This is a genomic window from Streptomyces sp. NPDC008125 (assembly GCF_042957125.1).
GTDB lineage: Bacteria > Actinomycetota > Actinomycetes > Streptomycetales > Streptomycetaceae > Streptomyces.
In genome coordinates this window covers 279340-302583 of the sequence record NZ_JBIBHR010000007.1, presented here as the reverse complement: position 1 = coordinate 302583, position 23244 = coordinate 279340, and the positions used below count along the sequence as shown (strand labels likewise).

At 72.9% G+C, this 23244-nt stretch carries 19 protein-coding genes; 8 read left to right on the top strand and 11 right to left on the bottom strand.

Annotated features, from left to right (window positions below; translation table 11 throughout):
- Together ACFZAX_RS14940 and ACFZAX_RS14935 are read right to left on the bottom strand one after the other, a co-directional pair.
- Positions 1-1083, bottom strand: coding sequence for a membrane dipeptidase (locus tag ACFZAX_RS14940; protein ID WP_390961817.1), 1083 nt, complete (start codon positions 1081-1083; stop codon positions 1-3).
- Positions 1080-2426 (bottom strand): amidohydrolase family protein, encoded by a 1347-nt coding sequence (locus tag ACFZAX_RS14935; RefSeq protein ID WP_390961815.1) that lies wholly within the window; start codon positions 2424-2426, stop codon positions 1080-1082. Before ACFZAX_RS14935 ends, ACFZAX_RS14940 begins: the two co-directional genes overlap by 4 nt.
- A gap of 167 nt (positions 2427-2593) precedes the next feature.
- Between ACFZAX_RS14935 and ACFZAX_RS14930 the strand changes: the two genes are divergently transcribed.
- Entirely contained in the window at positions 2594-3385 is a 792-nt protein-coding gene (locus ACFZAX_RS14930) for a helix-turn-helix domain-containing protein (RefSeq protein ID WP_390961813.1), read from the top strand.
- Positions 3382-4329, top strand: a complete 948-nt coding sequence (locus tag ACFZAX_RS14925) for an NAD(P)-binding domain-containing protein (protein WP_390961812.1) — start codon at positions 3382-3384, stop codon at positions 4327-4329. The genes ACFZAX_RS14930 and ACFZAX_RS14925 overlap by 4 nt, the downstream gene beginning before the upstream one ends.
- Positions 4330-4406: 77 nt before the next feature.
- Here ACFZAX_RS14925 and ACFZAX_RS14920 read toward each other — a convergent pair whose 3' ends face one another.
- The gene (locus ACFZAX_RS14920; protein WP_390961811.1) at positions 4407-5027 is read right to left on the bottom strand and encodes a VTT domain-containing protein; all 621 of its coding nucleotides are present in this window, start codon (positions 5025-5027) and stop codon (positions 4407-4409) included.
- Complete coding sequence (locus ACFZAX_RS14915; RefSeq protein ID WP_390961810.1) at positions 5024-5800, bottom strand: MBL fold metallo-hydrolase; 777 nt, start codon at positions 5798-5800, stop codon at positions 5024-5026. The genes ACFZAX_RS14920 and ACFZAX_RS14915 overlap by 4 nt, the downstream gene beginning before the upstream one ends.
- Before the next feature lie 260 nt (positions 5801-6060).
- Here ACFZAX_RS14915 and ACFZAX_RS14910 point away from each other — a divergent pair, with 260 nt between their 5' ends.
- Positions 6061-8298, top strand: a complete 2238-nt coding sequence (locus ACFZAX_RS14910; protein ID WP_390961808.1) for a phage holin family protein — start codon at positions 6061-6063, stop codon at positions 8296-8298.
- An 84-nt stretch (positions 8299-8382) separates the two neighbouring features.
- Here ACFZAX_RS14910 and ACFZAX_RS14905 read toward each other — a convergent pair whose 3' ends face one another.
- Positions 8383-9435 (bottom strand): substrate-binding domain-containing protein, encoded by a 1053-nt coding sequence (locus ACFZAX_RS14905; RefSeq protein ID WP_390961806.1) that lies wholly within the window; start codon positions 9433-9435, stop codon positions 8383-8385.
- A 122-nt stretch (positions 9436-9557) separates the two neighbouring features.
- Between ACFZAX_RS14905 and ligA the strand changes: the two genes are divergently transcribed.
- On the top strand, positions 9558-11711 hold the full coding sequence (ligA, locus tag ACFZAX_RS14900) for an NAD-dependent DNA ligase LigA (protein ID WP_390961805.1): 2154 nt from the start codon (positions 9558-9560) through the stop codon (positions 11709-11711).
- Positions 11712-11846: 135 nt separating this feature from the next.
- On the opposite strand, the gene ACFZAX_RS14895 is transcribed toward ligA, so the two are convergent.
- Positions 11847-12398: a GNAT family N-acetyltransferase gene (locus ACFZAX_RS14895; protein ID WP_390961804.1), complete on the bottom strand. Its 552-nt coding sequence runs from the start codon at positions 12396-12398 to the stop codon at positions 11847-11849.
- Positions 12399-12732: 334 nt separating this feature from the next.
- On the opposite strand from ACFZAX_RS14895, the gene ACFZAX_RS14890 reads away from it, so the two are divergent.
- Positions 12733-13038 carry a 4a-hydroxytetrahydrobiopterin dehydratase gene (locus ACFZAX_RS14890; RefSeq protein ID WP_390961802.1) on the top strand — a complete coding sequence of 102 codons (306 nt, stop codon included), beginning with the start codon at positions 12733-12735 and terminating at the stop codon, positions 13036-13038.
- 266 nt (positions 13039-13304) lie between these two features.
- Here ACFZAX_RS14890 and ACFZAX_RS14885 read toward each other — a convergent pair whose 3' ends face one another.
- The 3 genes from ACFZAX_RS14885 to ACFZAX_RS14875 form a co-directional block, all read right to left on the bottom strand.
- Positions 13305-14132 (bottom strand): aldo/keto reductase, encoded by an 828-nt coding sequence (locus tag ACFZAX_RS14885; protein WP_390961799.1) that lies wholly within the window; start codon positions 14130-14132, stop codon positions 13305-13307.
- 260 nt (positions 14133-14392) lie between these two features.
- Complete coding sequence (locus ACFZAX_RS14880) at positions 14393-16195, bottom strand: AMP-binding protein (protein WP_390961797.1); 1803 nt, start codon at positions 16193-16195, stop codon at positions 14393-14395.
- Positions 16196-16599: 404 nt separating this feature from the next.
- Positions 16600-17499: a LysR substrate-binding domain-containing protein gene (locus ACFZAX_RS14875; protein ID WP_390961933.1), complete on the bottom strand. Its 900-nt coding sequence runs from the start codon at positions 17497-17499 to the stop codon at positions 16600-16602.
- A gap of 111 nt (positions 17500-17610) precedes the next feature.
- Between ACFZAX_RS14875 and ACFZAX_RS14870 the strand changes: the two genes are divergently transcribed.
- A complete protein-coding gene (locus ACFZAX_RS14870) occupies positions 17611-18645 on the top strand; it encodes a bile acid:sodium symporter (RefSeq protein WP_390961795.1) in 1035 nt (344 codons plus the stop codon).
- A 99-nt stretch (positions 18646-18744) separates the two neighbouring features.
- Here the strand turns inward: ACFZAX_RS14870 and fdhD are convergent, their stop codons facing one another.
- Positions 18745-19593, bottom strand: a complete 849-nt coding sequence (gene fdhD / locus ACFZAX_RS14865; protein ID WP_390961794.1) for a formate dehydrogenase accessory sulfurtransferase FdhD — start codon at positions 19591-19593, stop codon at positions 18745-18747.
- A 546-nt stretch (positions 19594-20139) separates the two neighbouring features.
- Between fdhD and ACFZAX_RS14860 the strand changes: the two genes are divergently transcribed.
- Both ACFZAX_RS14860 and ACFZAX_RS14855 read left to right on the top strand, forming a co-directional pair.
- Positions 20140-21090 carry a beta-ketoacyl-ACP synthase 3 gene (locus ACFZAX_RS14860; RefSeq protein WP_390961792.1) on the top strand — a complete coding sequence of 317 codons (951 nt, stop codon included), beginning with the start codon at positions 20140-20142 and terminating at the stop codon, positions 21088-21090.
- A 78-nt stretch (positions 21091-21168) separates the two neighbouring features.
- Complete coding sequence (locus tag ACFZAX_RS14855; RefSeq protein WP_390961791.1) at positions 21169-21846, top strand: FCD domain-containing protein; 678 nt, start codon at positions 21169-21171, stop codon at positions 21844-21846.
- Between the two features lie 63 nt (positions 21847-21909).
- On the opposite strand, the gene ACFZAX_RS14850 is transcribed toward ACFZAX_RS14855, so the two are convergent.
- Positions 21910-23238 carry a DUF2254 family protein gene (locus tag ACFZAX_RS14850; RefSeq protein ID WP_390961790.1) on the bottom strand — a complete coding sequence of 443 codons (1329 nt, stop codon included), beginning with the start codon at positions 23236-23238 and terminating at the stop codon, positions 21910-21912.
- Positions 23239-23244: the final 6 nt, after the last annotated feature.

Below are 23244 nucleotides of genomic sequence, written 5' to 3'. Positions count from 1 at the left end.
TCAGCCCCAGACGCGCTCCGCGTAGGCGGCGAAGTTCCGGCCGAGGATCTTCTCGATGCGCCCGGAGCCGTACCCACGCTTCTCCAGCAGCCGGATCAGCTCGCGGAACTGCTCCACCCCGCGCAGGTCGACCACGAAGGGGTAGGTGTCGGCCCGTTCGCCCGCGGCGCCGACGCCCGCGGCCTGCCGCTCGGCGACGTGTGCCGCGAGCGTGGCGGCGTAGGCGTCCAGGTCGTCGATGGCGGTGACCGGGCCGTCGGTGCCTATGCCGACGGCGTCCTCGCCGCAGACGTCCACCGCGTGCGCGATGTGCTCGACCACGTCGGCGGCCGTGGCGTGACCGGTGGAATTGAGGAAGGGCATGAAGTAGATCCCGACGAAGCCCCCGCGCCCGGCGACGAGCCGCAGCTCCTCGTCGGTCTTGTTGCGCGGCAGGTCGGTGACCGCCCGGCAGCCCGTGTGGTTGATCGAAACGGGTTGGGAGGATATCCGTGCCGCCTCCAGGCAGGTGTTCTCGCCGCTGTGCGACAGGTCCACCATCATGCGGCTCTCTCCCAGAGCCTCGACCACCTCGCGGCCGAACGGGGTCAGCCCCCGGTTCTCCGGCGCCATCGAGCCGTCGCCCAGGTGGTTCGCCTGGTTGTACGTCAACTGGAAGACCCGGACGCCGCGTTGCTGAAAGGTGGCGATGCGGCCGAGGTCGTCACCGACCGCGACGCCGTTCTGGAAGCCGTAGATCACCCCGATCCGGCCCTCGTCCTTCGCCCGGTGGAGATCGGACGCGGTGCGCACGTGCAGCAGATCGTCCGGGTGCGTGGCGATCAGCCCGTCCCACACGTCGAGTTCGTGCAGCGTGTGCTCGTACGGGGGCATGTCGCCCATCACGTAACCGAGCGTGATGTTGACGGCGTTCATCCCGGAGGCGTGCGCCTCCGCGATGGCCCGTCCGTCGACGGCCAGTTCGTCGACGGTCTGGAGGAGCCGGCCCGCCCCCTCGGCGGCCTCGGGGGCGTTGGGGTTCTGCAGCTCGCCCAAGGCGTTGACGATCAGCATGCCGCTGACAGAGGTGGAGGAGGTGGTCATCGGAGGTTCGTTCCTTCCTGTGCCGTGATCGGAGTGTTCTCCGAGGTGAACTCCGCCCGGTCGAGACGCAGTCCGCGCTTCACCACCGAGACGACGGTACGCAGATTGCGGATGTCGGCCAGCGGATCGTCCTTCAGCACCACGAAGTTGGCGAGCTTGCCCTCGGCGACGGTCCCCATGGAGTCCTCCGCGCCCATGCTGCGCGCCCCGACCAGGGTGGCCGAACGGATGGCGTGCGCGGCGGACATGCCGCACCGCTCGACCAGGAAGACCAACTCGTCGTGCACCGAAGGGAAAGGCTGCCCGGGGGCGGTCTCCCAGTCGGTGCCGGTGCTGATCTCCACGCCCGCCCGGTACGCCTGCGCCGTGAGGGCCGCCGAGAGTTCCGCGTTCTCCTGGGCCCGGGTCTTCTCCCCGGGGGTGTCCGCGTCGTCGGCGAGCCACTCCCAGAGCGTGTTCGTCGCGTCGAGCACGGTGCCCCGCTCCCGCATCCGCGCGAACAGACCGGCCATCTCCGGGTCGTCGCCGCCCAGGAAGCGGTTCCGGTCCACCGGGGGTTTGTCCTTGTACGTGGTCAGCGCCCGCTCGGCGAACTCGTGGACCAGCAGGTGGACATGGGAGACCGAGTCCACCCCGGCCGCCACCACCTCGGCCGGGGAGGCGGGGAACACCGCCGCGTGCGCCCAGACGCCGAGCCCCTGCCGGTGGGCCTCGGCGGTGATCGCCGCGACCAGGGGAGCCGGGAGGTCCGCGTAGATCTTGACGGCGGTGGCGTACGTGCCCGCGGCCCGCGCGACGGCCAGCGGCAGGTCGGTCTCCTCGGTGATCGCCTGCATCCACGGCACCCGACCGGGCTCCGCGCCCTGCGAGACCTGCCAGGTGCGCGGGTCGTCGAAGAACCCGGGACCGGCGGTGAGCGCCGCGTAGTGGATGTCCGGGCCGGGGATCTCGCCCACCAGCGTGCCCCGTGCCAGGTCGGCGATGTGCCGCAGGTCGTCGGCCATGTCGCGGATCGCGGTCACGCCGCCGTAGACCTGGCGGCGCAACGCGGCCTCGGCGACGGGGCGGTTGGGGGGAGTGGCGATGTGCTGGTGCGAGTCGATCAGCCCCGGCACGACGAACGCGCCCTGCAGATCGACGACTTCGGCCTCCGCGAGCAGGGCGACGGAGATCCCGCCGTCCGGCGCGACCGTCCTGATGCGCTCGCCGTCCACCACGATCGACGTGCCGGGCCGCGCGCCGCCGCCCGTGCCGTCGATCAGCGTGGCCCCCCGGTACAGCACCACGGTCCCCTCCGCCGGAGCGGCGAAGGGGGCGGGAGCGCCGACATCCTCGTGAGCCATCGGGTCACACCTCTCGTCAACACCGCATCCGCGGCCTGGTGAATTACATCTGTTGTCATGCTGGTTCCGTCTGTGGAAACGTACGCTACCGTCCTTACTCCCGTGACCGGCAAGGTTGTGCCGTGAATCCGGGAGCCGAACACCAGTTGAGGAGAGGCGGGACGAGGATGCCCAAGTCCTCCAATTCGGCCGTCGACAAGGCGCTCGACCTCGTGGAAGCGGTCTCGCGCTCCGATCGTCCGCTCCGGCTGAGCGAGATCGCCGACGAGGTCGGGCTGCACCGGCCGACCGCCTACCGGGTCCTCGCCGACCTGGTCCGCCGCGGCTGGGTGCTGCGCTCGGGGGACCACTACCTGCCGGGTGCGGCGGCGCTACGGTTCTCACGTACCGCCGTCGCCAACTCCCTCGTGACGCTGGCCCGCCCGGTACTGGAGGCGCTCGCCGCCGGCACCGGCATGATGGTCAACCTCCAGGTGCTGGAGCACGACCGCTCCCGGGTACTCGACGCGGTCCGGCCCGCGCGGTTGGAGATGATCAGCCTGCTCACCGATCGGACGCTGCCCGTGCACCGGTTCGCCGGACCGCTGGCCCTGGTCGCCGCCCTGCCGCCCGGGGCACGCGCCCCCTACCTGCGGCCCGCCTCGGAAGCCGGACACCCGATGCAGGGCCCCGAGGGACTGCTCAGCGACCTGGCCAGGGCGGAGCTGACCGGCTTCGCGGTCGAGCGCGGCCGCAACGAGGCTCTCGTCGCCTCCGTCGGCCGCGCGGTACTCGCCGGCCCCGGCAGGCCGCTCTGCGCACTCACCGTGGTCGGACCCGACGCGGAGTTCGACGAGCCGTCGCTGACCGCGCTGCGCGCCGCGCTGCTGGACGCCACCGCCGCCCTCGCGGAGATCCTGGGCGTGGACGCGGTGGCGGCGGAGCCCGTGGAGCGGGCCGACGAAGGAGAGGACGCATGACCGACGAGGTGCTCGTCCTGGACGCGGCACAGACCCGGGCCGGGCTCGACCCGGACCGGCTGGCCGAGGCGCTCACCCACGCGCTCGTCGCGGTGGCCGGGGGAACGGTGTCCGCCCCGCCGAGGATCGCCGCCGAGGCCCCGGCCGGGCTTCTCGGCGTGATGCCCGCGCACGTCCCCGGCCTCGGCCTCGCCGCCAAGCTGGTCTCCGTCTTCGCCGACCCCGCCAACCCCGGACGCAGCTCCCACCGGGGCGTGGTCGCCCTCTTCGACGAGCGGGACGGACGGCCGCTGGCGGTGATGGACGCCGGAAGCATCACCGCCGTCCGCACCGCCGCCACCGCGACGCTCGCCCTGCGCACCCTCGCCCGGCCGGACCTGAACCGCATCGCCGTACTGGGTACCGGCGTCCAGGCCGCCGCCCAGCTCGACCTGCTGGCCCGGCAGGACCCGGACACCCCCGTCGTGGTCGGCGGCCGGCACCCGGAACGCGCCCGGGCCCTCGCCGCCCGGCACCCGCGCGCCACGGCCGACACCGTCGAGGGCGCCGTACGCGGCTCCGGCGCGGTCCTCTGCTGCACCGGAGCGCGCGAACCGGTGCTCCGGCGCTCCTGGCTGGCCGAGGGGGCCCACGTCGGCTCGGTCGGCGGTTCCCACGGGCCCGAGCTGGACGCCCGGACCGTGGACGACGGCTCGCTCTTCGTCGAGTGGGCCGGAGCCGCCACCGCCCCGCTGCCCGCCGGTGCCCACGAACTCCAGGGCCTGCCGCCCGGCCGGGCCACCCTCCTCGGCGCGGTCCTCTCCGGCAGTCACCCGGGCCGCCGCACCGCCGCCGAGCTGACGGTCTTCAAGTCCACCGGGCACGCCGCGCTCGACGTGGCCGCGGCGGCCGTCGCGTACGCCGGGGCGCGGGGGACGGGAAGGGGAAACGCCCTCGCGTTCTGACGGGGCGCCGCCCGCCCGGTACGCCCTTCCCGGGGGTGCGCCGCTCGGGGGCGCCGGCACGTGTTCCCGCGGGTCCCTCAGTGCCCGAACCGCGCCCGCAGGCCGCGCCACCCGGCCGGCACCCCGCTGATCAGCAGGGTCAACGCCACCGCGGCCACCACGCCCTGCCACGGTTCCGGGAAGAGCGAACCGCCCAGGATGCCGATCAGCTGGTACGTGGCCGCCCAGGCGAGACAGGCCGGAACGTCACCCCGGGCGAACCGGTGCAGCGGCATCTCGCCCAGCAGGCACGCCAGCATCACCGGTATCCGGCCCGCCGGTACCAGCCGCGACAGCACCAGCACCATCACCCCGTGCTCGTCCAGCTTCCGCTGCGCCTGCGCCAGCCGTTCCGGAGCGGCCCGGTCGGTGATGACCTTCAGCCACTTCGAGCCGCTCCGGGAGTGGACACCGCGCTTGCCGAGCCAGTACAGGCAGATGTCACCGAGGAACGCCGCCGTGGCCGCGGTGAGGAAGACGAACAGCAGGGAGAACGGCGAGGTCTGGTGGAACGCCACGACGCCCGCCGAACTCACCAGCGCTCCCGTCGGCACCACCGGCACCAGGGAGCCCAGCGCCACCAGCGCGAAGAGCGTCGGATACCCGACGGCCTGCTGGGTCCCCTCGGTCGGCAGCTGCGCCAGTTGGTTTATGATCACCGGTGGACCTCCGGCAGGACCGGCTCGCCGTGCGCCGGCAGGTGGACCGCCACCTCGGGCGCCAGCAGCGCCGCCTGCCGTACGAACTCGGCGCCGGGGGAGTGGAACTCGTGCGGGCGGACCCCGTCCATGCCGACCGGCCAGTACGTGCCCCAGTGCACCGGCACCGCCGAGCGGGGAGCGAGCCGCGCCAGGGCCTCGGCCGCCCGGGCCGCGTTCAGATGGCCGGGCCCCAGATTCGGTCCCCAACCGCCCACCGGCAGCAGCGCCACGTCGACCGGACCCACTTCCTTCGCCATCTCCTCGAACAGGCCGGTGTCCCCGGCGAAATACGTACGGGCCTCGCCCTCCACCACGTAGCCGAGCGCCGCGACCCGTCGCGGGCCGACCGGGAGGCGGCGGCCGTCGTGCTCGGCGGGCACGGCGCGTACGGTCACCGCACCGATCCTCACCGTGTCCCCGGGCGCCACCTCGGTGATCCGCAGATCGCGCATCCGCCGCACCACCCGCAGACCGGGTACCGAGCGGACCGCTCCGCCCGGCACGATCAGCCGGGTACCGGGGGCGACCCGTGCCAGCGACGGCAGGTGCAGGTGGTCGGAGTGGAGGTGGGAGACGAGGACCACATCGGCCAGCGCCGCCGACGGCGGCGGGACCGCTCCGGCCCTGCGGCGCAGGTGCGCGAAGCGGCGGACGAAGAGCGGGTCGGTCAGCACCCGCACCCCGGAGTCCTCGATCGTGCAGGTGGCATGACCCCACCAGGTGACCTCCACCGGCGCCCCGCCTCCTCTGTCCGCTCTTCCCGGCCCGCTCCGCCGCCGCTTTCCGCGTGCGGGCAGCCCGTACGAGCCTATGCCTCCCGCATCGGGCGCCGACCCGGGGTCTGCCCCCTCCCGCCGGGCGTACACCTGTGCCCGGGGACCGGACCACCGACGTCGGGGAAAGGCTGTGCGAAGCTGGTGGGCGGGCCCCGGAGGTGTCCCGGGGCACGCCTTGGACCGACCGGCCCGGACGCAGGGAAGGCGGAGCGGGCGTGGGAGCCGGGCGATGGCGCAGGGCGGGAAGTGCCCTGCTGCGGGTGACGGCGGTGTGGGCGGTGTCCGCCCTGACGATGCTCGCCCTGGCGGGCGTCCTCCCCGACTTCCAGCTCCAGTCCGACAACGGCGACACCATCACCAAGACCGCGTTCACCGCCGCCTGGGGAGCGGGCGCCTTCGGACTCCTCTCCGCCCTCGTCTGGCCCGTCGTGGTCCGAGCGCTGCTGGTGGTCCCCGCGTTCGTCCTCGGCGCGCTGGTGTTCTTCCTCAACGGCTCCCTGCTGATCCTGGCCCTCCGGCTGATTCCGGACGGGCGCGGCACGGCGAACCCGGAGACCGCCGTGGTCGTGGCGGCGGTGATGTCCGCGGTCGCCTCGGCGGCCTCCACCGCACTCGCGGTCCGGGACGACGACGCCTACCGGCGGCGGCTCTCCCGCCTCGCCGACCGGCGGCGCAAACGTCTCCCCGGAACCGAGGGGAACGGCCGGAGCGGACCGCCCGGCACGGTCTTCATCCAGCTCGACGGGGTCGGCCACGACGTCCTGACGAGGGCCGCCGCCGGGGGACTGATGCCCACGGTGGCCGGCTGGCTCGCCGACCCCGGCGGACACCGGATCACCCCCTGGCGCACCGACTGGTCCAGCCAGACCGGCGCCAGCCAGCTCGCCCTGCTGCACGGCACCAACCACGACGTGCCGGCCTTCCGGTGGTACGAGAAGGAGACCGGCACCGTGATGGTCTCCAGCCGCCCCGCCAGCGCCCTCGAACTCCAGCGCCGGGCCCTCGCGCGCACCCACGACGGCGGCCTGCTCTCCTTCGACGGCGCCAGCCGGGGCAACCTCTTCAGCGGAGGAGCCGACCAGCTCGCCCTCGTCCTGTCGATGGCCGGGCGGCGCGGCAAGGGCCGCAGGTCGCGCGCGGGCTACTTCGCCTACTTCTCCGACCCGGCCAACGCCGTCCGTACCGCCCTCTCCTTCGTCGCCGAGGTCGGCCGCGAGATCGGCCAGTCCACCCGGTCCAGGCTGCGCAAGGAGACCCCGCGCATCAAGCGCGGCGGCCTCTACCCCTTCATCCGGGCCTTCGCGACCGTCCTCGAACGCGACGTCGTGGTCGCCGCCGTCATCGGAGACATGTTCGCCGGACGGACCGCCGTCTACGCCGACCTCGTCGCCTACGACGAGGTGGCCCACCACTCGGGGCCGTACAGCCGCGACGCCGACAAGGTCCTCGCCCGGCTCGACCGCTCCCTCGCCCTCATCACCAAGATCACCGAACACACCCCGCGCGCGTACCGGATCGTGCTCCTCTCCGATCACGGCCAGAGCCTCGGAGAGACCTTCGCCGGCCGGTACGGGCTGACGCTGAAGGACCTCGTACGGGCGGGCTGCGGCCTTCCGGTGCCCCGGCGCGCACAGCGCACCCTCAGCGCCTCCGAGGCCCGCGACGCGGTGCGCATCGCACTCCACCGGCCGGTGCAGGGGACGGAGACGGAGCCCGCCTCCGCCGCGTCCGACCCGGTCGTCCTGGCCTCCGGCAACCTCGGCCTCATCTCGTTCCCCGGCATCGGGGGCCGCGCCTCCCGCGAGGAGATCGACCGCCGCCACCCGGCCCTGCTCGGCACCCTGGCGAACCACCCGGGGATCGGCTTCCTGCTGGTCCGCAGCGAGCGGCACGGCTCGGTCGTCCTCGGAGCAGGCGGGGCCGAAGTGCCGGTGGCCGGACTGCGTGACGACGAGGGACCCCTCACCGGCTTTGGCCCCGGCGCGGCGGACGCGATACGCCGCACCGACACGTTCCCGCACGTCGCCGACGTCATGGTGAACTCGATGTACGACCCCGCGACGGACCGGGTGCACGCCTTCGAGGAGCAGATCGGCTCGCACGGCGGACTCGGCGGCCCGCAGTCACGGCCGTTCCTGCTGTGGCCGCGCGGGATGACCGACCCGCTCGACGTACTCGCCGCCGAAGCGAAGGCGTCCCGTACGGAAGGGCCGGGCGCCCCGGTCACGGCGCCGCACATCGGCCCGGTCGGCGCCGAGGCCGTCCACCGGGTGCTCAGACGCTGGCTGCGGGAACCCTCCGGACCCCAGGTGCCGCTGCGCCCCGAGGGTGTCGCGGGCCTCTCCCACCCCGACCGGCCGCTGCCGGGCGCGCGGGGCGAGGCGGACCCGCCTGCCGCGGACACCACGCCGCCGGACCCCGGCGCCGGGAGGGTCCATCCCCCGCGGGGCTGACGGCGCCGGGCCGTTCACGGCCCTCCGGCCCGCTCGGGTCTCCGGCCCGTTCGGGTCTCCGGCCCGTTCGGGTCTCCGGCCCGCTCAGGCCGACTCCCGGCCCACCAGCACCGGCGGGAACACGACGGACGGCGCGGGCGCCTCGGAGGTGCGTATCTGCCGCAGCAGCAGCCGCGCCATCTCGGCCGCCATCTCCTCCACCGGCTGGCGCACCGTCGTCAGGGGCGGATCGCAGGCCAGCGCCGCGCTGCTGTCGTCGAACCCCACCACCGCCACGTCGGACGGCACGTCGAGACCGGCCCGCAGCAGGACCGGCAGCGCGCCCAGCGCCATCAGGTCCGACGCGACGAACACCCCGTCCAGATCGGGACGGTCGCCCAGCAGCCGCTTCATCGCCGACGCCCCGCCCGCGTGCGTGAAGTCGCCCTCGGCGCTCGGTACGTCCGTGATCCCGTGCGCCGCCAGCGCCTCCAGGAACCCGCTCAGCCGGGCCCGGCCCGCGGGCCGGTCCTGCGGACCCGCCACCGTCACCAGCCGCCGGCGCCCCAGCGCCACCAGATGGTCCGCCGCGAGACCCGCCCCGGCGTGCTGATCGGCCTCCACGTGCGTGAGCGGCGTGGGCTGCGCCGGCGCGCTCGCCAGTACGGCGGGCAGCCGCGTCCCGTGCAACAGCCCGGGCAACGGGTCGTCGGCGTGCGAGGAGATCAACACCACTCCGTCGACATGCCCTTGCCGCAGGTACGACAGCAACTGCCCACGGGAGACCGCGTCGTCCGCCAGCATCAGCACCATCTGGATGCCCGCCGGGCGCAACACGTCCAGCAGACCGGTGACGACCCGCCCGAAGTGCGGGTCGGAGAACATCCGCCCGACGAACGGCTCGGCCACCGTGCGGCGTTCACGCTCGGAGACCACCAGTGCGATCGAGTCGGTGCGCCGGGTCACCAGCGAACGCGCCGCGCGGTTCGGTACGTACCCCGTGGCGACGACCGCCTCCTCGACGACTTGGCGCAGCACCGGATCGACCGTGGTCGCGCCGTTGATCACCCGGGAGACGGTGGCCCGGGAAACACCGGCCACCGCGGCGACGTCCTCCAGGGTCGCGGGACGCAGGGGAGGTGACACATCGGCAGTCATGCAGCATTTATACCGGGACCGGTGGGGGCCCGGCCCGTGCGCCCGCGGCAGAAGGCGATCTTCGGGGCGGAGGGACCGGCCGACACCGCTCGCCGGGGCCGTTGTCAGTGGTGGGCGGCAGGATGGTGGCCATGACGAACTCAGCCGTCCCGCTCGCCGACGCCACCGCCTACGCCGCCGCCGTCGAGGAGGCCGCCCGCGCCGCCGCCGCGTACTACGCCTCCGGCGACAGCGCGCTCGACGACGACGCGTACGACCGCCTGGCGCGCGCGATCGCCGCGTACGAGGCGGCGCACCCCGAGGACGTGCTGGCCGCCTCGCCCACTGGCAAGGTCGCGGGCGGCGCGGCGGTCGGGGACGTCCCGCACACCGCTCCGATGCTCTCGCTGGACAACGTCTTCTCCGGCGAGCAGTTCGCCGGCTGGACCGCCTCCCTGGAGCGCCGCATAGGCAGACCCGTCGAGGCGTGGAGCGTCGAGCCCAAGCTCGACGGCCTCGCCGTTGCCGCCCGTTACCGCGCGGGCCGGCTGGAGCAGCTCGTCACCCGCGGCGACGGCACCGCCGGCGAGGACGTCTCGCACGCCATCGGGACCGTCCTCGGACTGCCCGAGAAGCTCGCGGCGCCGGTCACCGTCGAAGTGCGCGGCGAAATACTCATGACCACCGAGCAGTTCGAGCAGGCCAACACGGTCCGTACCGCCCACGGAGGGTCCCCCTTCGTCAACCCGCGCAACGGCGCCGCGGGCACCCTGCGCGCCAAGGACCGGCCCTACCGCGTCGAGATGACCTTCTTCGCGTACGGGGCGCTCCCGCTCCCGGACTCCGGCGAGCTCGCCGAGCGACTGGCCGAACTGCCGCACAGCGAGATCCTCGGGTACGTCGCGGACCTCGGCGTGCACACGGCGGCGGACACCCCGGTCGCCCCGCGCACCCTCGGCACGGTGGAGGACGTACTCGCCCGGGTCGAGGAGATCGGCGCGCTCCGGGCTTCGCTGGCCTTCGGCATCGACGGCATCGTCATCAAGGCGGACCTCGCCGCCGACCAGCGCGCCGCGGGCAACGGCACGCGCGCGCCGCGCTGGGCCATCGCGTACAAACTCCCCGCCGTGGAGAAGGTCACCCGGCTGCTCTCCGTCGAGTGGAACGTCGGGCGTACGGGCATCATCGCCCCGCGTGCCGTGCTGGAGCCCGTGGAGATCGACGGTTCCACGGTCGGCTTCGCCACCCTGCACAACCCCGCCGACATCACCCGCCGCGACCTGCGCCTCGGCGACATGGTGATGGTCCACAAGGCGGGCGACATCATCCCCCGCGTGGAGGCCCCCGCCGTCCACCTCCGGACGGGTGAGGAGAGGCCGATCGAGTTCCCGGAGTTCTGCCCGCAGTGCGGCTCCGCGATCGACACGAGCGAGCAGCGCTGGCGGTGCGTCCGGGGCCGTGACTGCCGCCTGGTCGCCTCCCTCTCGTACGCGGCCGGACGGGACCAGCTCGACATCGAGGGGCTGGGCGCCACCCGGGTCGTCCAGCTCGTCGAAGCGGGGCTCGTCCAGGACCTCGCCGATCTCTTCACCCTGAAACGCGAACAGTTGCTCGGCCTGGAGCGCATGGGCGAGACCTCCACGGACAACCTCCTCACGGCCATCGACACCGCGCGCTCCCGCCCGCTCTCCCGGGTCTTCTGCGCCCTCGGCATACGCGGCACCGGCCGCTCCATGTCCCGCCGCATCGCCCGGTACTTCGCCACGATGGACCGGATCACCGCCGCCGACTCCGAGACGCTCCAGCGGGTGGACGGCATCGGCACGGAGAAGGCGTCGGCCGTCGTCGCCGAACTGGTGGAACTGGCCCCACTGATCGAGAAGCTGGTGAAGGCGGGCGTCAACATGACGGAGCCGGGCGCCACCCCGCCGCCGGAGCCAGGCACGGAGGAATCGGCCACCGCCACCGACGGGGACGCCGTCGGGGACGTCGGCCCGGGCGGCGACGGCGCGTCGCAACTGCCCCTGGCCGGGATGACCGTCGTGGTCACCGGGGCGATGACCGGCGCGCTGGAGAAGCTCTCCCGCAACCAGATGAACGAACTCGTCGAGCGTGCGGGCGGGAAGTCCTCGTCCAGCGTCTCCGGGCGCACCAGCCTGCTCGTCGCCGGGGAGAAGGCGGGCTCGAAGCGCACCAAGGCGGAAGGCCTCGGCGTCCGGATCGCCACGCCGGAGGAGTTCGCCGTACTCGTCGCCGCGCACCTGGAGGCGGAGGAGGCGGAGAAGGAGACGGCTTGAGGCAGAGGCGCGCCGGCTCCGCGCGTGCGGTGGCCGGGGTGCAGGGTGTCGGGCGGGGTGTCGCGCGTGGCGGCCGGGGCGCTGTGCGGGGTGTAGGTGTCGCGCGTGTGGTGGACGGTTTCCTGGCGCGCGGCCCTACCTCCCGGAGTCGCTCCACCGGACCTCGCCGTCCAGCACCGCGTCGGTCGCCCGCAGCCCGAGCGCCCGCGCGATGGCCGCCGACGCGGTGTGCCCGGGGCGGATGTACGCGGCCAGCCCGTCCACTCCCCGTGCCAGCAGCCAGGACGCCATGGCGAGCGCTCCCTCACGTCCGTAGCCCGCACCCTGGTGGTCGACGCCGACCACCCAGGCGAGCGACGCCTCCACGGCGTCCCCGGTGGGCGGCCGACGGTACGACGTGGCCTGGACCGTGCCGATCAGCACCCCGTCCGAGGTCCTGCGCAGCATCCAGTTCAGCCACCCCTGCGTGCCGTCCGGCGACCGGCCCGCCGACTGGCGGACGTAACGGGCTTCGAGCTGCGCGACGGAGCAGGGCGACCCGCCGGTCCAGGTGTGGAGCCGGACGTCGTCGAAGACGGAGAACGCCTCACGCGCGTGTTCGACGGTGAGCGGTTCCAGGACGAGGCGTGATGTCGTCAGCGGGACCGCGGCGAGCAGGTGGGGCGGGTGGGGCAGATGCGTGGGCATCGGCGCACCCTAGCCCGGATCCACGACGCGGCCCAGCGCGTATCCGCCGAGGGCCGAGGCCGAGGGCCGTAGGGCGTGGGCCGTGGGGCGTGGGCCGGGGGCCGGGGGCCGTGTCGGGCGCGTCGGCCGGGGGCCGTCCGGCGGATCATGACCGGAGCCGGCGGAGGCCCGACACGGCGTCGGCCGTCCCGAACCGCCGCCCGGCTGTTCCGAACCGCTGTTCCGAACCGCTGTTCCGAACCGCTGTTCCGAACCGCTGTTCCGAACCGCTGTTCCGAACCGCTGTTCCGGGCCGCCGCACCGGCGGCCCGTACCGCCCGAGAAGGAGTCACGCATGCCCGCCGAACCGCTGACACCCACCGAGATCGAGGCAGGCCTGGGCGAACTGCCCGGATGGGAGCACAAAGGGGGCCGGCTGACGCGTGGTTACCGGCTTCCGTCGCACTTCGCCGCCGCCGCGTTCACCGTCCACGTCGCCCGGATCCAGGACGAACTGAACCATCACTCGGACCTGACGCTCGGGTACAACACCGTCTCCCTCGCCGTGCACACCCATGACGCGGGCGGTGCGGTCACCGCGAAGGACCTTGCCCTGGCCGCCCGGGTGACGGCCGCCGCGCCCGCCCACGGGGCCGAGTGAAGTCTGTCCCGCACCTCCTGCAGGAGGTGCGGGACAGACTTCGGGGGCGTCCGGGACGAAGGAACACGTCCCGCGGGGGCTCGTCGGGGCGCACGCCGTCGTGTCCGAGCGTCCTGACCGGGCTGGAACGCACTCACGCCGGGCGGTCGGTGCGCAGGTCCGGCCGGTCCGCCCGCAGGCCCGGAGACGCCGACGGCGTCCCCCCGCCGCAGCGGGGGGACGCCGTCGAGCCGTACGCGCGCGTCGGAGCCGCGCGTCGGAAGGGGTCAGTTGAACTCGGCCGGGTTCGGGCCGAGGCGCTTACCCTCGTCGAGCGCGGCGAAGGCGGCCAGGTCGTCGGCGTCCAGCTCGAAGTCGAACACGTCGATGTTCTCGGCGATCCGCGACGGGGTCACGGACTTAGGGATGACGACGTTGCCGAGCTGGAGGTGCCAGCGCAGCACCACCTGGGCCGGCGTGCGGCCGTGCTTCTGGGCGACCGCGACGACCGTCGGAACCTCCAGGAGGCCCCGGCCGGAGCCGAGCGGGGACCAGGCCTCGGTGGCGATGCCGTGCTTGGCGTGGGCGGCCCGGGACTCGGCCTGCTGAAGCTGGGGGTGCAGCTCGATCTGGTTGATCACCGGGACCACCGAGGTCTCGCCGATCAGCCGCTCCAGGTGCTCCGGCAGAAAGTTCGAGACGCCGATCGCCTTCGCGCGGCCGTCGGCGTAGATCTTCTCGAAGGCGCGGTACGTGTCGACGTAACGGTCCTTCTCGGGCGTCGGCCAGTGGATCAGGTACAGGTCGACATAGTCCAGGCCCAGCTTGTCCAGCGAGGTGTCGAAGGCCGCCAGCGTGGCGTCGTAGCCCTGGTCGGCGTTCCACAGCTTCGTGGTGACGAAGAGTTCGTCGCGGGCGACACCGGATGCGGCGATGGCCTTGCCCGTGCCCGACTCGTTCCCGTAGATCGCAGCGGTGTCGATGCTGCGGTATCCGGCTTCGATCGCGGTCGTGACCGCCTGCTCCGCCTCGTCGTCCGGCACCTGCCAGACACCGAAACCGAGCTGCGGCATGTCGACGCCATTGTTGAGGCTGAGGGAGGGGACCTTGCTCACGAGCGGTCGATCCTTACGTCGGTGGTCATTACTCCCACGGAGAACGATCGGCGCGTCCGATCCATTCCCGGATCGCGCCCTGCGTCCCCTGCGTCCCCCGCGTCCCCTGCGTCCCCTGCGTCCCCCGCGTCCCCTGCGTCCCCCGCGTCCCCCGCGTCCCCCGCGTCCCCCGGTTCCCCGCGATCCGCCAGGTTCCCGGGGCGGGCTGGGAAGGACAGGTCCCAGGAACGGGGTGCGTGGCGGGGCTCGACGGCAGGCGCTCAGCCGTAGAGAGCGTCCACCTCGATCGAGTACGCCGTCTCGATCGCCTTCCGCCGCAGCTTCAGCGACGGCGTCAGCAGGCCGCGCTCCTCGCTGAACCGGTGGGCCAGGATGCGGAACGTACGGATCGACTCCGCCTGCGAGACGGCGGTGTTGGCGGCCACCACCGCGCGGCGCACCTCCATCTCCAGGTCCGGGTCCCGGACGAGCTCGGCCGGCGGCAGCGGGGCCCGGCCCTGCATCGCGAGCCAGTGGTCCACGGCCTCCTGGTCCAGCGTCACCAGCGCCGCGATGTACGGGCGGTCGTTGCCGACCACGATGCACTGGGCGACGAGCGGGTGCGCCCGCACCCGTTCCTCCAGTCCGGCGGGGGAGACGCTCTTGCCGCCCGACGTCACGAGGATTTCCTTCTTCCTCCCGGTGATCGTCAGGTAGCCGTCCTCGTCCAGCGCGCCGAGGTCGCCCGTGGCGAGCCAGCCGTCGTGCACGACCGCCGCCGTCGCCTCGGGATTGCCCAGGTACCCCGCGAACACCTGGCCTCCGTGGACCCAGACCTCGCCGTCCTCGGCGATGTGCACGGTGGTGCCGGGGATGGGCTGGCCCACGGTTCCGTACCTGACCCGGCCGGGCGGGTTGCCCGTCGCGGCGGCGGTGGTCTCGGTGAGCCCGTACCCTTCGTAGATCTCGATGCCCGCGCCCGCGAAGAACAGCCCCAGCCGGCGTTCCATGCCGGAGCCGCCGGACATCGAGTGCCGTATCCGGCCGCCCATCGCGTCGCGGAACTTCTTGTACACGACCTTGTCGAAGAACTGGTGCTGCATCCGAAGGCCCGCCGAAGGGCCGGGGCCGGTACCGAAGGTCCGCTGCTCCATCGCCTCCGCGTACCGGACGGCGACCTCCACGGCTTTGTCGAACGGGCCGATCCGTCCCTCCGCCTCGGCCCTGCGGCGGGCGCCGTGGAAGAGCTTCTCGAATATGTAGGGGACGGCCAGGACGAACGTCGGCCGGAACGACTCCAGATCCGGCATCAGCGCGTGGGCGGAGAGTTCCGGCTGGTGGGCGAGGGTCACGCGGTTGCGCAGCGAGGCGACCTCCACCATGCGGCCGAAGACGTGCGCGAGCGGCAGGAAGAGCAGGGTGGACGGCTCGTCGCCCGGTCTGGAGCGGAAGACGGGCTCCCACCGCTGGGCCATGGTGTCGGCCTCGAACATCAGGTTGGCGTGGGTGATCAGGCAGCCCTTCGGTCGGCCGGTCGTCCCCGAGGTGTAGACGACCGTGGCCACCGAGTCGGGTGTTACCGCACGCCGGTGGCGGTGCACCACCTCGTCGTCGATCCGGGTGCCCGCCTCCATCAGCTCGGCGACCGCGTCGCCGTCGAGCTGCCACAGCCGCTTCAGCCGGGGCAAGCGGTCGATCACCGAGCCCACCGTCATGGCATGGTCCTCGTGCTCGACCATGATCGCGGAGACCTCGGCGTCGTGCAGCATCCACAGGACCTGCTCGGCCGAGGACGTGGGATAGACCGGCACGGACTGGGCGCCCAGGGTCCACAGGGCGAAGTCGAAGAGCGTCCACTCGTACCGCGTACGGGACATGAGGGCGACCCGGTCGCCGAACCGGATGCCGTGCGCAACGAGCCCCCGCGCGAGCGCCAGCACCTCGTCGCGGAAGGCCTCGGCGGTGACGTCCTGCCACTGCCCGTCCGCATCCTTCCGGCCGAACGACACCCGTTGCGGATCATCGTGCGCCTGTTCGAAGACGGTGTCGGCGAGGCCCCCGACCGGACGTCGTGCGGCTGCCATGGGTGGGACGGTGAACTCGCGCAATGACCTGCTCCTTACGGCGCTCCGCACAGCGCCGCGACGCTACCCCAACCCGGGAGCCCGTGGGAGGGGAAAGGGCCCGCCCGCGCGGGCCCCGGGCGCCCGGCATGCGTCGAAATCCGGCCAGATGGGCAAGGCTCGGGCGGACTTCTGACCGTGGAGTAAGCACGCGTCGCCCTTTCTGCACAGAATCTGTACAGGTGGGAGCCTCGCGCACGCGCCGTGGAGGCCGCCGTGCGAGCGCTGGTGAAGGGCGATCTGCCGTTCCGGCGAGGCGTTTTCCGATGTCGTCGCGGGCGGCCGGGGGCCGGTTCCGGCCGGTGCGCTGGTGCGCCGGTGCGAGACCGTGCCACGGACGCGAGCCCGGGGCCCGAGGGGGTGCCTCAGGCCGGTGCGTCGCCCGGACCGCCGAACCTCCGGTGCAGCCGGTCCCCGCCGGCCAGGATCGCGGCGGCCAGGGCGTCCGCCGCCTCCGGCGAGCCACCCCGCCGGTGGCCGTGGAGCAGGACGAAGTCGACGTCGCCGAGGTCCGGCAGCCCGGCTCCCACCGGCACCTCCACCAGCCCCGGCGGGATCAGGCCGCGGGTGTGCGCCATCACGCCCAGCCCGGCGCGGGCCGCTGCGATCAGTCCGCTGAGGCTGGTGCTCGTGCACGCCAGCCGCCAGGACCGGCCGTGCCGCTCCAGCACCTCCAGCGCGCGCGCCCGGGTGATGCCGGGCGGCGGGAACACGATGAGCGGCAACGGCCGCTCCGGGTCGATCCGCAGCTGCGGCGCCCCGATCCAGGTCAGAGCGTCCCGCCCGACGAGCTCTCCGTGGGTGTCGCCGGTCCGCCGCTTCGCCAGGACCAGGTCCAGCCGGCCGGCCGCGAGCGACTGGTGGAGCGAGCCGGACAGCTCCACCGTCAGCTCCAGGTCCACCTCCGGGTGCTCCTCGCGGAAGCTCTCCAGGATCTCCGGCAGCTGGGTCAGGACGAAGTCCTCCGAGGCGCCGAAGCGCAGCCTGCCGCGCAGCCGAGTGCCGGCGAAGAACGCGGAGGCGCGTTCGTGTGCCCGCAGGATCGTGCCGGCGAACCCGAGCATCGCCTCGCCGTCCTCCGTGAGGTCCACCCGGTGGGTGTCCCGCGTGAACAGCTGCCGGCCGGTGGCCTCCTCCAGCCGCCGCACGTGCTGGCTCACCGTGGACTGCCGGACGCCGAGCCGTCGGGCGGCCTGCGTGAAGCTCAGGGTCTGGGCGACCGCCAGGAAGGTATGGAGCTGTGCGGGGTCGTACATGGAGTTCAGGTTATCGCGATACGTGATGACAGTGAGTTCGGTATGCGGGTTTCCCGATGGGATGGGGCAGGAGCAGAATGGCGACTGTATACATTCGACCGTGAGACGAACGTGGAGCACATGAGCCCCCGCACCCCGAGACTGCCGTCCTGGCTGCCCGTCGACCCGTACATCCTGGCGCTCATCGGGACAGTCGTGGTCGCCGCGCTGCTCCCCGCGTCGGGCACCGCCGCCGACGTGGCCGGCGACACCTCCACCGCCGCGGTCGCCTTCCTGTTCTTCCTCTACGGTTCCCGGCTCTCCACGGCCGAGGCGATGGACGGCCTGCGTCACTGGCGGCTCCACCTGACGGTGCTCTGCTCCACCTTCGTGGTCTTCCCCCTGCTGGGACTGGCGAGCAAGGGCCTCGTGCCCTTCGTCCTGAGCCCGCAGCTCCAGTCCGGGTTCCTCTTCCTCTGCCTGGTGCCGTCCACCATCCAGTCGTCGATCGCCTTCACCTCGATCGCGCGCGGAAACGTCCCTGCGGCGATCTGCGCGGGCTCCTTCTCCAGCATCGCCGGGATCGTGATCACCCCGCTGCTCGCCGCCCTGCTGCTCGGCGGCTCCGCCGGAGGCTTCTCCGCCGACTCCCTGGTGAAGATCGTCCTGCAGCTGTTCGTCCCCTTCGTCGTGGGGCAGCTGCTGCGCCGCTGGACCAGCGGCTTCCTCGGCCGCCACAAGAAGATCCTGGGTTACGTCGACCGGGGCTCGATCCTGCTCGTCGTCTATACCGCCTTCAGCGAGGGCATGGTCGCCGGTATCTGGCACCAGGTGACCCCGCTGCGGCTCGTCGCGCTGCTGGCCGCCGAGGCGGTCCTGCTGGCCGTCATGCTGGCGGTCACCTGGTACGGAGCTGAGCGGCTCGGCTTCGACCGCGCCGACCGGATCGCCATCCAGTTCGCGGGATCGAAGAAGAGCCTGGCGTCCGGGCTGCCGATGGCCAGTGTCCTGTTCGGCGCGCACGCGAGCCTCGCCGTCCTGCCGCTGATGCTCTTCCACCAGATGCAGTTGATGGTCTGCGCGGTCATCGCCAAGCGCCGCTCCCGCGACCCCGAGGAGCCGGCGCGGCCGGTCTCCGGTGCGTCCGCCCCGAGCGCGGCGGCCACCGCGAGCTGACGGGCGGAACGACGGGCCGGACCCCGGAGAACCGGGGCCCCGCCCGTCGTTCCCGGGCACACGTACGTGCTGCTGCTCCGGCCCGTACCGCGGGCGGTATCAGCCTCCGGCGACCGGGGACTCCAGTGCGATCCGGTGCTCGCCCGCGTACACGTTCATCGACGGCCCCCGCAGGAAGCCGACCAGGGTCAGCCCGCTCTCCGCCGCCAGGTCGACGGCGAGCGACGACGGCGCCGACACCGCCGCCAGGACCGGAATCCCGGCCATCACCGCCTTCTGCGCGAGCTCGAACGACGCCCGGCCGGACACCAGCAGCACCGACCGCGACAGCGGCAGCCGGTCGTCCGTCAGCGCCCGCCCGACCAGCTTGTCGACCGCGTTGTGACGGCCGACGTCCTCCCGGACGTCCTGAAGCTCGCCCTCCTCGGAGAAGAGCGCGGCGGCGTGCAGTCCGCCGGTCCGGTCGAAGACCCGCTGCGCCGCGCGGAGCCGGTCCGGCAGGACCGAGAGCAGCTCCGGGGTGAGCCGTACCGGCGGCTCGTCGGCGACCGGATGCCGGGTCGTCGTCCGTACCGCGTCGAGGCTGGCCTTGCCGCAGAGGCCGCACGAGGACGTCGTGTACACATTGCGTTCGAGGGTGATGTCCGGGACCACCACGCCCGGCGCCAGTTGCACGTCCACCACGTTGTACGTGTTGACGCCGTCCGCCGTCGCACCGGCGCAGTAGACGATCGACCGGACCTCGGACCCGGCGCCGATGACCCCCTCGCTGACCAGGAACCCCGCCGCCAGAGCGAAATCGTCGCCCGGGGTACGCATCGTGATGGCGAGCGGCCTGCCGTTGAGGCGGATCTCCAGCGGCTCCTCGGCGACCAGCGTGTCGGCACGGCTCGACACCGCCCCGTCCCGGATGCGGAGAGTGCGGCGTCGCTCGGTGACCCGTCCCATGGCTCAGACCCGATTCCTGTACGTGGGGAGGCCTCGGCGGCCCTTGCGCGGCGGAGGCGGCCGCCCTCCCGGCCGTCGCGCGGCCGCGGTCACCTTCACCTTCTCATTCTCCGCCACACGTGCCGGGGACCGCAGGGCCCCCGTCCCCGCACACTCAGGTCCCGTTCCCCGTACCGCGCACGGCCCGCCCCGGACGGGCCGCCGCGCGGCAGCGAACCTGACGGGCCGGCAGCACGGGGTGCGCCACCGCCCCTCCGGAGCGGGTCGGTCGCCGAAGGGCTGTCCCGCAGGTCCTGGTGGATCGGCGCACGGCGTCGGACCCGGTGCACCGCAAGGCGGAGAGACGCCCGAATACCGGATGGGTTCGGGCGTTTCGACGATGCGGCGAGGTGCCGCAACGGTCGCCGTGCGCCCGCCAGGAATCGAGGGACAGCCCTAAGGCTCCAACCCGCGGTCCGTATTCCTGTCGGATCACGTGCCCCCGTACCGGACGGTAGCGACCAAGACTGGATGGTTCCTGCCATACGTAGCGAGGGGAACCCGTACATGACCGGCTCACGTGTCGTGGCGCTCGGCCACTACCAGCCCGCGAAGGTGCTGACCAACGACGACCTTGCCGCCATGGTCGACACCAGCGACGAGTGGATCACCAGCCGCGTCGGCATCCGGACCCGCCACGTGGGAGGTCCCGACGAGCCGGTGGACGAACTGGCCGCGCACGCCGCCGCCAAGGCCCTCGCGACGGCCGGACTCCAGGCCTCCGGCATCGATCTCGTCCTCGTCGCGACCTCCACCGCCATCGACCGCTCGCCCAGCATGTCGGCACGGGTCGCCGCCCGGCTGGGCATGGGCTCCCCGGCGGTGATGGACATCAACGTGGTCTGCTCGGGCTTCACCCACGCACTCGCCACGGCCGACCACGCGATCCGCGCCGGAGCGGCGACCCGCGCGCTGGTCATCGGCGCGGACAAGATGGGTGACATCGCCGACTGGACCGACCGCAGCACCTGCGTCCTGGTCGGCGACGGAGCCGGAGCCGCCGTGGTCGTGGCGGACCAGGGGGAGAGCGGCGCACCGGGCATCGGCCCCGTGCTGTGGGGCTCGGTCCCCGAGATGGGCAACGCCGTACGCATCGAGGGGACGCCGCCCCGCTTCGCCCAGGAGGGCCAGTCCGTCTACCGCTGGGCCACCACGCAACTGCCGCCGATCGCGCGCCGGGTGTGCGAGAAGGCGGGGATCGCCCCCGAGGACCTGGCGGCCGTCGTGCTCCACCAGGCCAACCTCAGGATCATCGAACCGGTGGCCCGCAAGATCGGCGCCGTCAACGCGGTCATCGCCCGGGACGTGGTGGACTCCGGCAACACTTCCGCGGCGTCCATCCCCATGGCCCTGTCCAAGCTGGTGGAACGGGGCGAGATCGAGAGCGGCGCGCCCGTCCTGCTCTTCGGCTTCGGCGGCAACCTCTCCTACGCCGGCCAGGTCATCCGCTGTCCGTGAGACAACTGTGTTCCTGCGGATCTTGATCGGTAGACTGTAGACGATAAGCAATTACTCGCCGCCCGGAGGGGGAGCGCGATGTTGTTCGACGGACTGCCGCAGGGGGCCGTGCCGAAGCTGGAACGACCGGGCCCGCTGCGTGAACGCGTGTACGACGCGCTGCTCGAACTCATCACCATCCGCGCTCTTCAGCCCGGCCGGCATCTGGTGGAGAGTGAGCTGGCCGGCCAACTCGGCGTGTCCCGGCAGCCGGTACGCGAGGCGCTCCAGCGGCTCAACACCGAGGGCTGGGTCGACCTGCGCCCCGCGCAGGGCGCGTTCGTGCACGAGCCGACCGAGGAGGAGGCCGACCAGCTCCTCTCGGTCCGTACCCTCCTGGAGGCCGAGGCCGGCCGGTTGGCCGCCGCCCACGCGGACGCGGACGGCGTCGCGGCGCTGGAGGAGCTCTGCGACCGGGGCGAGGCGGCGGTCGCCGAGGACGACGTCGACCTCGCGGTCGCGCTGAACGCCGAATTCCACGACAAGGTCATGGAGTTGGCCGGAAACGTCGTGCTCTCGGCGCTCGCCGCGCAGGTCGGACGCCGGGTCCGCTGGTACTACACTCCGGTGGCCCGCCGACGCGGGAAGCAGTCCTGGATCGAGCACCGAGAGCTGATCGCCGCCATCGCCACCCGCGACGAGCGCCGCGCCACGGAGGCCATGCGGGCGCACACCGAGCACACCCGCCGGACGTACCACCAGCGCGAGAAGGGCTGACCCGGCCCGCGGTCCCCGGCCCCTGGCACGGCCGGGCGGCCCGGGCGGGTGGCGGTCGGCCCGTCAGCCGATGCCCTTCCGGTCGGGGACCAGCGCGAACGTCCGCTCGGCACGCTCCGGCGACGTCCGACCCACCGCCAGGAGCAGGAGCGCGCGGTGCCTGAGCAGGGGCGCCGCGCGTTCCTCGGGTACGAACAGCAGCAGGTCGTCCAGGCAGGCCAGCAGCCTCCTGACGACCTGCGGTCCCGCCTCCGGCACACACCGCCTGACCTCCTCGAACGCCAGATCCACGAGGTCGGTCCAGTCCGGCGTCTCCAGGACGAGCCGCACCTCGCCCCGGTGGTCGCGGTGGCGCACCGTACCGAGCGGCCGGTCCGCGTACGCCGCCAGGAACTGCACCGTCCGGTCGAGGCACTGAACCGCGGTGGTCGGGTCGTTCACGGAAGAGGACAAGGCGTGCAGCGCGATGTCCGTGAGCTGCCGCAGGCCGAACGACGGATCGTGCCGCAGCGTGCGCTCGACCCCCACCGACACGGCGTCGCCCGGGACGGACCCGGATCCGGCGCCGCCGTGCACCGCGAGCAGGGGCATTCCCGGCACCAGGAAATCCCCCATGCGGGGGAGCAGCCGCAGTACGGCCCCCCGCCGCCGCGCCGCCCGTACGAGCAACGTCACGTCCACGTCCCGCAGCACCCCCGCCCGGCCCCCGTACGCCACTCTGCCGGTCTCGGGTGGCAGGGTCGGCGGACCGGGAGACCCGGCGGCCGCCTCGCGGTTCTCCTCCTCCGGCTGGTGCTCCAGCGCGCGCAGCGAGTCGCGGGCGATCCGGTCGACGACCGGGCCGACCTGGAGCAGCCGCAGGGTCGACGACACGTAGGTGATGAAGAGCAGCAGGCTGAGGGCGACCATCGCCAGGGTCAGCAGGCTCTGCAGCACCGGCACCGAGGTCAGGCGCGGGATCTCGGTCTCGCTCTCGTACGAGGTCAGGACCAGCAGCGAGAACACGAAGGTCGCCAGGAACACCGTCAGGGTGAGCTTGGTGATCCGGCTCCGTACGAAGATCCGGACGATGCGCGGTGTCAGCTGCCCGCTCGCCATCTGCACGGCCACCAGCGAGATGCTGAAGACGACACCGATGAAGGTCATCATCGCCGCGCTGACGGTGGTGACGACCGTACGGGCGTCGTTGGCGAAGGAGGCGAGATCGCCCAGCTCCCGGTACGCCTTGTCGACCCGCAGGTGCGCGACGATCGCCGTATCCAGCGACGACGCCCCCCACCAGAGGAGGAAGGCGCCCAGGAGCCCCGCGGCCGGAGCGAACCAGAAGGTGTCCCGGAGGTGCTCGCGCAGGTCCGAGAGGGCGAAAGGGCGCAGGTGGTACCGGACGTTCATGACCGC